Genomic DNA, 12,962 nt, shown 5'->3' on the forward strand with positions numbered 1-12,962 from the left:
CCTACGAAGCGTCCCAGGTGACGGGGAGTTCGTGCACCCCGAAGATGTTCATGCCCTCGCGCAGCGGTACGTCCTCGGGCGCGACCGCGAGGCGCAGTGTCGGGAAGCGGGTGACGAGGGCGGGGAAGGCCACTCGCATCTCGACGCGGGCCAGCTGCTGGCCCAGGCACTGGTGGGCGCCGTGGCCGAAGCCCAGATGTCCGCCTGCCTTGCGGCGCAGGTCGAGCACGTCGGGGTCGGGGAACCTTGCCGGGTCGCGGTTGGCGGCCTCCATCGACACGGCGACGGACTCGCCCTTCCTGATCAGCTCGCCCTCCACCTCGACGTCCTCCAGCGCGGCGCGCACCCCGGTCTGCGCGATGGTCGCGTACCGCATGAGCTCCTCGACGGCCCGATCGGCGAGTTCGGGCTCGGTGCGCAGGGCGGTGAGCTGGTCCGGGTGGGTCAGCAGGGCGAAGGTGCCGAGGGCGATCATGTTGGCGGTGGTGTCGAGCCCCGCGCCCAGCAGGAAGCCGCCGATGCCGGTGAGTTCCTCGTCGGTGAGGTCGCTGTCGGTCAGATCGCTGAGCAGGTCGTCGGTGGGGGCGGCGCGCTTTCGCAGGACGAGTTCCCGCATGTACTCCTCGATCGCGGTCATGGCCGCGTAGCGCTCCTCCTCGGTGGAACTCAGCGTCATGGCCGTCTCGGTGTGCCGTTGGAACAGGTCCTGGTCGGCGTAGGGCACGCCGAGAAGCTCGCAGATCATGAGGGCGGGGATGGGCCGCGCGTACGCCTGCACCAGGTCGAGGACGGGGCCCTGTCGCTCCATGGCGTCGAGGTGGTCGGTGCTGATCCGCTCGACGCGTTCCGTGAGCAGCCGCATGCGGCGCACGGTGAACTTGCCCGCGAGCAGCCGCCGGTAGCGGGTGTGCTCGGGTGCGTCGATGCCCGTGAGGTCTCCCGTGGGGGCGGGCGGCAGCTCACCGGTGAACCCCATGGCCATGGGCATGTGCAGCAGTTCGTAGCGCGAGCTGAAGCGCGGGTCGCTCAAGACCGCACGGGCGGCGGAGTGCCCGGTGGCCAGCCAGCCCAGGTGCCCGTCGGGGTAGCGCAGCCGTGTGAGCGGCCGCTCCCGGCACAGCCGCGTCAGTTCGGCGGGCGGGTCGAAAGGACAGCCCTCGGCGCGGGACGTCGGAAAGCTGCCGACAGGTGTGTGCGAGCTGCTGACGGAATCGGTCGACAAATCGTTCTGCATCGGTGTTCCCCTCCGGTACGAAGCGCTGTGACGTCAGCATGGCACATGAAGTGGCACATGAGTGACGCCATATCGAGCCAGTGTGGCCCACGGTGGCGCATCGTCTGCACGCGCCGGTCTGAGTACTCGTACTCATGAACACTCCGCGCGGCTCCCGCAAGCTGGTCGTACAGAGTCGAAGTGATCGTGGAGAGGGAGTCAGCCGTGGGTGGCAGCATGCGAGTCCGTCCGGTGTCGCGAGTGCGTCCGCGTCCGATGTCGCGGGCGACGGGCGGCCGATCCGCGCGATCCCTTGTCGGGCTCGCACTGGCGGGCGCGACGGCCGCCGCGCTGCTGACCGGCTGCTCCGCGGAGGACGCGATCTGCGGCGGCGGGGAGTATCCGGTCCTGCGGGTCGGCGGCAGCGGATCCACGTGCCAGCCTGACGGGGAGGAGCCGCCGAAGGGCTACGCCCGCTACCCGGAGGGCAAGGTTCCCGAGCATGTGGGGGACAAGTGGGACACGTACTGGAGCGACCACACGCTCGACAAGAACGGAAAGATCATCAAACTGAAGGAAGGCCAGTGACCGGACGGTGGCTCGCGGGGCGCGCCCGGACCGAGGAAATCGGAACGCATTCCGACGCGTGGGTGTGAGCGCCTCCTCAGCGGGCACTCGACTGTTGGGCCCCGCCGTGTCTCCCCCGTCGCGGCGGGGCCTTCCTCGTCTTCGCGCGTTCTGCCGCGCCTCCTCCGACACGCCGCCCCAGCGGCCGCGCTCCGTCGACTTAACCGGTTCCGTTCGAACCATTGTGCTCGGTTTCCGCGGCCTCTAGTGTCGTGGCCGTCGCCGGGCCCGGGGACCCCTCACGCCCATCGTCGGGCGCGCCCCGATCGAACCAGGAGCACCAGATGAGACGTACCCGAGCCGCCGTCACGGCAGGCGCCCTGCTCGCTGCCTCCGCTTCTCTCCTCACCGTCCCCACCCCGAACGTCCAAGCCGCCGAGGCCGCCCACGCCGCCCAGGCCCCCGGCTTCCACATCCAGGACGGACGGCTGTTGGACGCCAACGGCGAGGAGTTCGTCATGAGGGGCGTCAACCACGCCCACACCTGGTATCCGGGCAGGACCGACCAGGCGCTGAAGGACATCAAGGCCAAGGGGGCCAACTCCGTACGTGTCGTGCTGAGCACGGGCGACCAGTGGACCAAGAACGACACCGCCGACGTCGCCCACGTGGTGGACGAGTGCAAGAAGAACCGGCTCATCTGCGTCCTGGAGGCCCACGACACCACCGGCTACGGCGAGGCCGGCGCCGCGGTCGCGCTCGCCGAGGCCGTCGACTACTGGCTCAGCGTGAAGGGCGCCCTCGTCGGCCAGGAGAAGTACGTGCTGGTCAACATCGGCAACGAGCCCTTCGGCAACACCGGCTACACGGCCTGGACCGATGCCACCAAGAACGCGATCGGACGGCTGCGCGACGGCGGCCTCGACCACACCCTGATGGTCGACGCCCCGAACTGGGGCCAGGACTGGTCCTTCACCATGCGGGACAACGCCGCCGGTGTCTTCGCCGCCGACCCGGACAAGAACACCGTCTTCGACATCCACATGTACGGCGTCTACGACACCCCGGCCGAGGTCAGCGACTACCTGAACCGCTTCACCAAGGCCAAACTCCCCGTCGTGATAGGCGAGTTCGGCGACATGCACTCCGACGGCAACCCAGACGAGGGTGCCATCATGGCCACCGCCCAGTCCCAGGGCATCGGCTACCTGGGCTGGTCCTGGAGCGGCAACGGCGGCGGTGTCGAGTATCTGGACCTGGTCCGGGATTTCGACCCGAACCAGCTCTCCGACTGGGGCAAGCGCCTCTTCGACGGCGCCAACGGCATCAAGGCCACCGCCAAGGAGGCCGGCGTCTTCGCCGACCCCGGAGACGGCGGCGGGAGCGGCGCCTGCGCTGTCACCTACCGCCTCAGCGACTGGGGCGACTCCTTCAACGCCGACATCACCGTCCGCAACACGTCCCGGCAGCCGGTCGACGGCTGGAGCCTGGACTTCGCCTTCACCGGACAGCAGAGGATCCGGTCGGTGTGGAACGCCAAGGCGACCCAGGATGGCGCCCGCGTACACGTCACGTCCGAGTCCTGGACGAAGACCATTCCCGCCGACGGGTCGGTGAGCTTCGGCCTCAACGGGTCCTCCACCGGGCACAACGCCGCACCGAGCACCTTCACCCTCGACGGCAAGACCTGCACCACCGCCTGAATCCTGGTTCCGCGACCGGATGAGCGCACTTCGGCGGGCGGCCGGTAAGGTCGGCCGCTGAAGTGCGGAACCGGTCCAGCAGGAGGGCGCATGAAACGGCCGACTATCGCGGACATCGCGCGCAGCGCGGGCGTCTCGAAGGTCGCGGTGTCCTACGCCCTCAACGACCAGCCCGGTGTCTCCGAGCAGACCCGGGCGAAGATCAAGGCCATCGCGCGGGACGTGGGTTGGCGGCCGAGCAGCGCCGCGCGCGCCCTCAACGGCGCGAAGGCCCGCGCGGTGGGCCTGGCCGTGTGCAGGCCCGCCCGCACCCTCAGCGTCGAGCCGTTCTTCATGGAGCTGATCAGCGGCATCGAGTCCGAGCTGGCGCCGCGGTCCATCGCGCTCATGCTGCAGACCGTCACCAGCCACGACGACGAGATCGAGCTGTACCGCCGCTGGTGGGGCGAGGGCCGGGTGGACGGCGCGCTCCTCGTGGACCTGCACGACGACGACATCCGCGTGCCGGCCTTCGCGGCCATGGACCTGCCCGCCGTGGCGCTCGGCCCGCCCGAGGCGGCCGGCGCGGTGCCCGCCGTCTGGTCCGACGACGGCGCGAGCATCCACGAGACCGTCGCCTATCTGTCGGCTCTCGGGCACCGGAACATCGCGCGCGTGGCGGGTCTGCCGAAGCTCGCGCACACGACCGTGCGCGACACCGCGTTCGAGGCGGGCTGCCGCGACGCCGGTCTGCCCGCGCCCGTCGTGGTGCACACCGACTACTCGGGCGACGAGGGAGCACGGGCCACCCGCAAGCTCCTCATCGCCGCGGAACGCCCGTCGGCGATCGTCTACGACAACGACATCATGGCGGTCGCCGGCCTCTCGGTCGCACAGGAGCTGAACCTGGAGGTGCCGCGCGACCTGTCCCTGGTCGCCTGGGACGATTCGCCCTTCACCCAGGTCGTGCGCCCGCAACTCACCGCCCTGACGAGAGACATCGCCGAGTACGGTGCCTGCGCCGCACGGACCCTGCTGGCCGCCGTCGACGGCGAACCCGTCGAGAACAGCCAGGCCACGGCCGCCAGGCTGGTCCCCAGGGCGAGCACGAGCCCGCCGCGGCACGCCTAGACGTACGGCTCAGGTCCGGGGCTGCCGCGGCGCCGCCGTGGACGCGCGCGGCGTCAACGAAGGCGTCGAGACCGGGTGGGCGGACACCGCACGGCCGGCGATGACGGCGAACAGCTCGCGGGTGACCTCGGCCCCGAAGCCGTACACGTCGTGGCTCATCGCCGACAGCGTCGGATGCGTGAGCCGGCACAGCTGGGAGTCGTCCCAGGCGAGCAGCGACAGCTCCTCCGGCACCGGGACGCCCATCTCGGCGGCGACGCCGAGACCCGCCACGGCCATCAGGTCGTTGTCGTAGACGATGGCGGTCGGACGGTCGGGGCGCAGCAGCAGCGAGCGGGTGGCACGTGCTCCCTCCTCACCGGCGAACCCGGTCGCAACCTGCGGACTCGGCTCCAGGTGCAACGCGCGCAGGGTGGCCTGGAACGCCTGCTCCCGGATGGCGCTGTGGCCGAGGCCCGTGGGGCCGCCGACGCGTGCGATGCGCCGGTGGCCCAGGGCGGCGAGGTAGCGGACGGCCTCGGCCACGGCGGTGGCGTCGTCGGTCCACACCGAGGGGATGCCCCCGGTCAGGTCCGGATGGCCGACCGCGACCGCGGGGAGGCCGAGCCGTCTGAGCGGTTCGACGCGCGGGTCGTCCCGGTGGAAGTCGACCAGGATGGAGCCGCCGATCTGCCGCTCCCGCCACCACGTCTCCTGGAGGGCGACCTCCTCCTCCAGGCTGCTGACCAGGCGGAGCAGCAGGGAGCAGGACCGTTCGGCCAGCACGCTCTCGATGCCGGAGATGAACTCCATGTAGAACGGTTCGAGACCGAGCAGCCGGGCCGGCCTGCACAGGGCGAGGCCGATGGTGTCGGTTCTCCGGGTGGACAGGTTCCTGGCGGAGGAGTCGGGCGCCCAGCCCAGCTCCCGGGCGACGGCGAAGATGCGTTCGCGTGTCGGCTCCGAGAGCCCGGGTTTGTGGTTGAACGCGATCGACACCGCGCCCTTGGAAACGCCGGCGGCAGCCGCGACGTCCTTGATGGTGACGCGCCGCGGGGGAGCGCTCACGCCGGTTCCACGCAGAACAGCGCGGCCCGGACGGTGTTGGCCCCGGCGCCCCGCGCGCCCCGCACGCGTATCCGGGTCCGCTCGCCGGGCAGCAGCGTGATCAGGCCGCGGTCGGCCGTGGCGTCGGGGGCGATGCGGTCGGACTGGAGCAGCAGGTCGCGCACGAGGGTCTGCGCGGTCACGACGACGTCCACCGTGTCGCGGTCGCCGCCCACGGTCGTGACGGTGATGTCGTAGCGCGGCTCCGGATAGTCGAACTCCTTGTCCCGCACGGGCAGCTGAACGGCGCGCAGTCCGTCGGCGTCGGCGACCAGGTACTCCTTGGCGGAGCCCGTCGCGGGGACGGCCTCCGGCGGGACCGGGAGCCGCAGCACCTCGCGGGGCGGTGCGGTCAGGCCGAGCGAAAGGCGTTCGGCGAGGGTGCCGTCGGTGCGCATCAGACGCAGCGTGACGGTGGTCGTCCACGGCTCGGCGCCCTGGTTGGCGAGGACGAGCTCGGGACCGTCGGCGCCCGGCTGGAGGGTGAGGAGACGGTCGGCGTAGACGCGGCGCAGTTCGTGGTGGAGCGGCTTGAGCCGGCCGTCGCCGTCCACGGCGGACCAGGAGCTGACCGGCCAGCAGTCGTTGAGCTGCCACACGACGGTGCCCGCGCAGCGCGGCCAGTTGGCCCGCCAGTGTTCGATGCCGGTGGCGACGGCGCGGGCCTGGACGACCTGGGTGAGGTAGTGCCAGCGGTCGAAGTCGCCCTCGGGCAGGGCGAAGTGACGGGCGACGCCGCGGTTCAGCTTGCCGTTGCCGTCCTCGGCCTTCTGATGGTGCAGCATGCCGGGGGAGTCCGGTGCGAGCTCCTCGCCCGGCAGGGCGCGGTGCAGTGTGGCCAGCGCCGGGGGCGCCTGCCAGCCGAACTCGGCGACGAACCGCGGTACTTCGGCGCGGTATTCCGTGTAGTCCTGCCGGTTCCACACCTCCCATGAGTGGTACGTTCCGTGATCGGGGTCGTTGGGGTGTTGGTCCCACGACCCCGACCACGGGCTGCCCGGGGTGTAGGGGCGCGAGGGGTCCAACTCGGCCACCACGCGCGGCAGAAGCCCGAGGTAGTACCCCTCGCCCCAGGACTCGCCCGCGAGTTGGCCCTCCCACTCCCAGTCGCGGAACCCCCACAGGTTCTCGTTGTTGCCGTTCCACACCACGAGACTGGGGTGCGGCATGAGGCGTACGACGTTCTCGCGGGCCTCGGCCTCGATCTCGCCGCGCAGCGGCTGTTCCTCGGGATAGGCGGAACAGGCGAACAGGAAGTCCTGCCAGACCATCAGGCCGAGTTCGTCGCAGGTGTCGTAGAACGCGTCGTCCTCGTAGATGCCACCGCCCCAGACGCGGATGAGGTCGATGTTGGCGTCGGCGGCCTGGGCGAGGCGGGTGCGGTAGCGCTCGGGGGTGACCCTGGAGGGCAGGACGTCGTCGGGTATCCAGTTCACGCCGCGTACGAAGAGGCGCTCGCCGTTGACGACGAAGGTGAAACCGGTGCCGTGTTCGTCGGCGGTGCGGTCCAGCTCCAGGGTGCGGAAGCCCACCCGGCGGCGCCACACGTCGAGCGGGACGTCCGCATCGAGCGGGATGTCTGCGGCGCACAAGGTCAACTCGAGGTCGTACAGGGGCTGTTCTCCGTACCCGCGCGGCCACCACAGTCGTACGTCCGGCACGTCGAGCACCAGAGTGACGGCGTCGCCCTGGACATCGGCCCGCGCCTCGACGTCCGCCACGGTGGCGCGCGCGACGAGCCGCTGGTCCGCGCCCCGCGCGGTGCGCTCCAGATCGACCCGCAGCTCCATGCGCCCCGCGCCGCCGTCGACGGTCACCAGCGGCCTGACCCGGGCGATGCGCGCCGTCGACCAGTGTTCGAGCCGCACCGGGCGCCACATACCGGCCGTCACCACGGTCGGCCCCCAGTCCCAGCCGAACGAGGACGCCATCTTGCGGATGTACTGGAACGGCTCCGGATAGACGTTCGGGCGCTCTCCGACCGCCTCCCGGACGGCCGCCGCCTCCGCATAGGCGGAGGCGAACTCCACGCGCAGCTCACCGTCGAGGCCTGTGATGTCGAACCGGTAGGAGCGGTGCATGTTGCGGGTGCTCCCCAGCTCACGGCCGCCCAGGGTGACGCGGGCGGCGGTGTCGAGTCCGTCGAAGACCAGGTCGGTCCGCTCGTGCTCCTCCGCGAAGGCCCCGTCGGCGTCGAACGGGTGCCTGTATGTCCAGGGCCGCCGTCCCACCCAGGCGATGTCGATCTCGTTCGTGCCGAGGAAGGGGTCGGGGATGAGGCCCGCGGCGAGCAGATCGGTGTGGACGCAGCCGGGGACGCGGGCGTCGAGGAGCGCCCCCTCATGGCTGAGACTCCAGCCTTCCGTCAGCTGGGTGACGTCCTTCATGTGTGGCTCCAATCGGACAGGCGCAGGCCCTGCTCGGATGCGATGCCGGTCAACTTAACTCGTGGTGGTTAACCGGTCCAGTAATTCGAGGCGATCGAGGACGCTCACATCGTGGCAGGTGGCGCGGGGACCGCCAACTACAGGTGCGCCAGCGGGTAACGATCGGGTATCGCGCCGGAAATCAGAGCTTTACCGGTTCACGGATCGCTGACATAGTGCCGTCAGCCGCTGGGGCCTGAGCCGTAACCCTTGAAAGGAGTTGGGCACATGAGGAGGAAGCCGCTGAGCGCCGCGCTGCTCGCCACCGCGATGCTGACCGTCGCGGGGTGCGGCGGGGGAGGGGCGCCGTCCACCGAGACGGCCACCGCCCCCTCGGACGCGGACGAGGTGTCGGGCACCGTCACGATGCTCACCCACCGCACCGATCTCGTGCAGGACGGCACGATGAAGAAGTACGCCGCCGCGTTCAACAAGATCTACCCCGAGGTGAAGGTCGAGTTCGAGGGCATCACCGACTACGAGGGCGAGATCAAGATCCGGATGAACACGGAGAACTACGGTGACGTCCTCTCCATCCCGGCCGTGATCGCCAAGGGCGACTACCCGAAGTTCTTCGCCCCGCTGGGCGACACCCCGACGATGGAGCGGAAGTACCGCTTCACCGGCAAGACCGACGTCGGTGGCAAGACCTACGGCATAGCCAACTTCGGCACCGCGAACGGCCTCGTCTACAACAAGGCCCTGTGGAAGAAGGCCGGCATCACCGACTGGCCCACCACTCCCGCACAGTTCCTCGACGACCTGAAGAGGGTCAAGGACAAGACGGGTGCCACGCCCTACTACACCAACTTCAAGGACGGCTGGCCGCTGAGCAGCCCCTGGACCAACAGCATCGGCTCGGCGAGCTGCGACGCCAAGGCATCCGACGCCCTGGCCACCTCCGACAAGCCGTGGGCCGAGGGCAGCGATCTCCACGTGATCGACACTCTGCTGCACGACATCGTCCACGGCGGGCTCTCCGAGAAGGACCCCACCACCACCAACTGGGAGAGCTCCAAGGCGCAGCTGGCCAAGGGTGAGATCGGCAGCATGCTGCTCGGCTCCTGGGCCATCAACCAGCTGCGCGACGCCGCGAAGAAGGCGGGCGAGAACCCCGACGACATCGGCTTCATGCCCTTCCCCGTCCAGAAGGGCGGCCGGTTCTGCGCCACGCTGCTCTCGGACTACCAGCTGGCGGTCAACGCGCACTCCGACAACAAGGGCGCCGCACGCGCCTGGCTCGACTGGTTCACCGAGAAGTCCGGCTTCGCCGCGAAGGAGGGCGGTGTCTCCGCCCTGAAGGCCACCAAGCTGCCCGACGTCCTCAAGCCCTACCTGGACAACGATGTCAAGCTGGTCGAGCGGTCCGAGGCCAGGACCGAGGACGTCAACGCGATCGACAACGCCGCCGAGATCGGCCTCGCCAAGCAGGACTACCGGCAGAAGCTCGTCGACATCGCCCGCGGCGCACGGGACGGCGATCTGCGGGGGTACTTCGACGACTTGAACGAGCGCTGGGCCGACGCGGCCGCGGCCGTCGGTTCCTGATCGAACACGAGAGGCCGCCGCCCCATGACCGACACCACGTCCAAAGCGCCGCCTACACCGCAACCGCCCCTGGCCGCCCCCCGCCGCCGCGCAGGCCGCTCCGTCGCGCCCACCCGCTCCTGGCGCGACCGTCCGCTGCGGCGGATCACCCCGTGGCTGTTCCTGCTCGCGCCGCTGGCGCTGCTGGTCACGTTCACCTACGTCCCCGTGGGCAACATGATCTATTACAGCTTCACGGACTGGGACGGGGTCAGCCCGGACCGGAACTTCACCGGACTCGACAACTACCGGCAGCTGTTCACGCGGCCCGAGCTGTTCCGGGTCTTCTTCGTCAGCTTCTACTACCTGGCCGCGTCCGCCGTGCAGATCGTGATCGCGCTGTACTTCGCGACGGTGCTCAGCTTCGATCTGCGCTTCCGGAACCTCTTCAAGGGAATTTTGTTCTTCCCCTACCTGATCAACGGCGTCGCCATCGGCTTCGTCTTCCTCTACTTCTTCCAGGACGGCGGCACCCTCGACTCGATCCTGTCCTGGTTCGGCGTCGGCGGCGACCACGCCTGGCTCGGCGACCCCGAGTCGGCCAGCACCTCGCTCGCCGGGGTCTCCGTGTGGCGTTTCACCGGCCTCAACTTCGTGCTCTTCCTCGGGGCGATCCAGTCCATCCCCGGTGAGTTGTACGAGGCGGCCCAACTGGACGGCGCCACCCGGTGGCAGCAGTTCCGGCACATCATCGCGCCGAGCATCCGGCCCGTGCTCAGCCTCAGCGTCATCCTGGCGATCTCCGGCTCGCTCGCCGTCTTCGAGATCCCGTACATCATGACCGGCGGCGCCACCGACACCTCGACGTTCGTGATCCAGACGGTGAAGCTCGCCTTCCAGTTCAACAAGACGGGCCTGGCCTCGGCCTGTGCCGTCGTGCTGCTCCTGATCATCCTGCTGGTCACCTGGATCCAGCGCCGGCTCGTGCCCGACGACAAGGTGGACCTCGTATGACCACGCCGACCATTCCCGGCAAGCGGCTCCGCGGCATCGAGCGGTCACGGCCGCGGCCCCGCGTCGGCCCGGCCCTGACCTACCTGTCGCTGGTCGTCGCCTCGCTCGTGGTGCTCATCCCGCTGGTCGTCGTCTTCCTGACCTCGCTCAAGACCTCCCGCGAGGTGACGGACGGCGGCGCGATGAGCCTTCCGCGGAACTGGCTGAACGTCTCCAACTACGCGACCGCCTTCCACGACGGCAAGATGCTCACCGCGTTCGGGAACACGGCGTTCATCATGGTCTTCTCGATCACCGGCACCGTGCTCATTGGCTCCATGACGGCGTACGCGATCGACCGCTTCGAGTTCCGCCTCAAGAAGACCGTCATGGCACTGTTCCTGATCGCCACGCTCGTCCCCGGAGTGACGACGCAGGTGGCGACCTTCCAAGTGGTCGACAGCTTCGGCCTGTTCGACACCCGGTGGGCCCCCATCCTGCTCTACATGGGCACCGACATCGTGTCGATCTACATCTTCCTGCAGTTCATCCGGTCCATTCCCACCTCGCTCGACGAGGCGGCCCGGCTGGACGGCGCGAACACCTTCACCATCTACCGCAAGATAATCCTGCCGCTGCTGAAGCCGGCGATCGCGACCGTCGTCATCGTCAAGGGCATCACGACGTACAACGACTTCTACATCCCCTTCCTCTACATGCCGTCCGAGGACAAGGGGACGATCTCCACCGCCCTGTTCCGCTTCAAGGGGCCCTTCGGCGCGCACTGGGAGAACATCTCCGCCGGGGCGATCCTCGTGATCCTGCCGACGCTGCTCCTCTTCCTCTTCCTCCAGCGCTACATCTACAACGGGTTCTCCCAAGGAGCCACGAAGTAGGCGGCCGCGGGGAACGGCTGGTTTCATCCGGCACGTGGCGGCTACCCGTGCGGGACCGAAGGGAGGGGTCCCCGTGACAGCCACGCCTGTGCCCGCAGCCCCGCCGACGAAGCAGCGGGAGGAGCTGAGCCACCAGGACCTCGTCCGCTATCTGGAGGACCGCTTCGCCTGCGCCCAGGCCTGCGACGACTGCGTGCGCGCCTGCGCCGTGCGCCAGGGCCCGGCCGAGTGCGGGGACGGGCCCCGGCTCAACACCGCCTGCGCGGACGTGTGCGACGCGACCTCCCGCATCCTCGCCGAACAGCCCGACCAGGACGAGCAGCGGATGCGCATGCAGGTCGAGTGGTGCCGCGAGATCTGTCTCCAGTGCGCCTCCCTCTGCGACCTCGACTCCACGTCGGCCCGCTGCGCCGACGCCTGCCGCCGCTGCGCGAAGGCGTGCGACGACTTCCTGACCACACTGGGCTGAGCACTTCCTGACCACACCGGGCTGAGCACCGGAGGCTGCGTGGCCACCGGGATCACGTGACCACCGACCCGTCGGGAACCAGAACGGCTCTCCGTCCGACCACTGCACCAGAGCCCCGCGCACTCCGCGCGCACCACGCAGTGGAACGAGGTAGCAGCTGTATGCACTGGTACGAGGACGACGGATTCTGGTCGGACTTCTCCGAGACCATGTTCTCCGAGCGCAGGCGCACGGAGGTCGAGACCCTGGTCACCGGGGCGCCGCTGCTCGACTTCCCGGCCGGCACCCGGGTGCTCGACCTGTGCTGCGGGCCCGGCCTCTATCTGGTGCCGCTGGCCCGCCGCGGCTGCGCGGTGACCGGGGTCGACCTCAGCGCGGCCATGCTGAAGCAGGCCGAGGCGGCGTGCGCGGCCGCCGACGTCGACGTCCGGCTCGTGCGGGCGGACATGCTCACCCACGTCGAACCGGAGACGTACGACGTGGTGCTCAACCTCTTCACCTCGTTCGGCTACTTCGACGACCCGCTCGACAACGAGCGCGTGCTGCGCAACGCCCACGACTCCCTCGTACCGGGCGGACGGCTCCTCGTCGACGTGATGGGCAAGGAGGTCCTCGCGGGCTGGATCGGCCGGCCGCAGGTCGTCGAACTCGACGGCGGGGCCTACGTCGTGCAGCGCGACACCGTCCTGGACAGCTGGACCCGGCTGCGCACCGACTGGACGCTGGTGCGGGACGGGCAGGCGCGCGAGTCGTCCCTCACCTCCTTCCTCTACAGCGCGGCCGAACTGCGCTCGCTCTTCGAGGCGGTCGGCTTCACCGACGTGCGCTGTTACGGCGACTTCGACGGCGGCCCCTACGACAACCACTCGAAGCGCCTGGTGGTGAGCGGCACCCGCCCCGAACCGGCCGTGAACACCCGGGAACTTTGAGGCGGTCGCGGCCGACTACTGGTCGGTGGACGGAGTCGAGCCC

11 protein-coding genes are annotated in these 12,962 nt (G+C 69.6%); 8 read left to right on the forward strand and 3 right to left on the reverse strand.

What is annotated here, in order from left to right; all coding sequences use genetic code 11:
- Position 1: 1 nt before the first annotated feature.
- A complete protein-coding gene (locus ACZ7LU_RS08025; RefSeq protein ID WP_468559920.1) occupies positions 2-1,234 on the reverse strand; it encodes a cytochrome P450 in 1,233 nt (410 codons plus the stop codon).
- A gap of 255 nt (positions 1,235-1,489) precedes the next feature.
- Here ACZ7LU_RS08025 and ACZ7LU_RS08030 point away from each other — a divergent pair, with 255 nt between their 5' ends.
- The 3 genes from ACZ7LU_RS08030 (at position 1,490) to ACZ7LU_RS08040 (ending at position 4,593) form a co-directional block, all read left to right on the forward strand.
- Positions 1,490-1,801: an SCO0607 family lipoprotein gene (locus ACZ7LU_RS08030; RefSeq protein ID WP_471916504.1), complete on the forward strand. Its 312-nt coding sequence runs from the start codon at positions 1,490-1,492 to the stop codon at positions 1,799-1,801.
- A 323-nt stretch (positions 1,802-2,124) separates the two neighbouring features.
- On the forward strand, positions 2,125-3,483 hold the full coding sequence (locus ACZ7LU_RS08035) for a cellulase family glycosylhydrolase (RefSeq protein WP_471916084.1): 1,359 nt from the start codon (positions 2,125-2,127) through the stop codon (positions 3,481-3,483).
- Positions 3,484-3,573: 90 nt separating this feature from the next.
- The gene (locus ACZ7LU_RS08040) at positions 3,574-4,593 is read left to right on the forward strand and encodes a LacI family DNA-binding transcriptional regulator (protein ID WP_471916085.1); all 1,020 of its coding nucleotides are present in this window, start codon (positions 3,574-3,576) and stop codon (positions 4,591-4,593) included.
- Positions 4,594-4,602: 9 nt separating this feature from the next.
- Here ACZ7LU_RS08040 and ACZ7LU_RS08045 read toward each other — a convergent pair whose 3' ends face one another.
- Both ACZ7LU_RS08045 and ACZ7LU_RS08050 read right to left on the reverse strand, forming a co-directional pair.
- Positions 4,603-5,640, reverse strand: coding sequence for a LacI family DNA-binding transcriptional regulator (locus tag ACZ7LU_RS08045; RefSeq protein ID WP_471916086.1), 1,038 nt, complete (start codon positions 5,638-5,640; stop codon positions 4,603-4,605).
- Positions 5,637-8,066: a glycoside hydrolase family 2 protein gene (locus ACZ7LU_RS08050; RefSeq protein ID WP_471916087.1), complete on the reverse strand. Its 2,430-nt coding sequence runs from the start codon at positions 8,064-8,066 to the stop codon at positions 5,637-5,639. Before ACZ7LU_RS08050 ends, ACZ7LU_RS08045 begins: the two co-directional genes overlap by 4 nt.
- A gap of 267 nt (positions 8,067-8,333) precedes the next feature.
- Between ACZ7LU_RS08050 and ACZ7LU_RS08055 the strand changes: the two genes are divergently transcribed.
- From ACZ7LU_RS08055 to ACZ7LU_RS08075, 5 genes are all read left to right on the forward strand, one after another.
- A complete protein-coding gene (locus ACZ7LU_RS08055) occupies positions 8,334-9,653 on the forward strand; it encodes an ABC transporter substrate-binding protein (protein WP_471916088.1) in 1,320 nt (439 codons plus the stop codon).
- Between the two features lie 24 nt (positions 9,654-9,677).
- Entirely contained in the window at positions 9,678-10,646 is a 969-nt protein-coding gene (locus tag ACZ7LU_RS08060; protein ID WP_471916089.1) for a carbohydrate ABC transporter permease, read from the forward strand.
- Positions 10,643-11,521 (forward strand): carbohydrate ABC transporter permease, encoded by an 879-nt coding sequence (locus tag ACZ7LU_RS08065; RefSeq protein WP_471916090.1) that lies wholly within the window; start codon positions 10,643-10,645, stop codon positions 11,519-11,521. Before ACZ7LU_RS08060 ends, ACZ7LU_RS08065 begins: the two co-directional genes overlap by 4 nt.
- A gap of 73 nt (positions 11,522-11,594) precedes the next feature.
- Positions 11,595-11,990, forward strand: coding sequence for a four-helix bundle copper-binding protein (locus tag ACZ7LU_RS08070; RefSeq protein WP_398304067.1), 396 nt, complete (start codon positions 11,595-11,597; stop codon positions 11,988-11,990).
- A 161-nt stretch (positions 11,991-12,151) separates the two neighbouring features.
- Positions 12,152-12,919 (forward strand): class I SAM-dependent methyltransferase, encoded by a 768-nt coding sequence (locus tag ACZ7LU_RS08075; RefSeq protein ID WP_471916091.1) that lies wholly within the window; start codon positions 12,152-12,154, stop codon positions 12,917-12,919.
- Positions 12,920-12,962 lie beyond the last annotated feature (43 nt).

The organism is Streptomyces sp. NPDC039462, assembly GCF_055639375.1.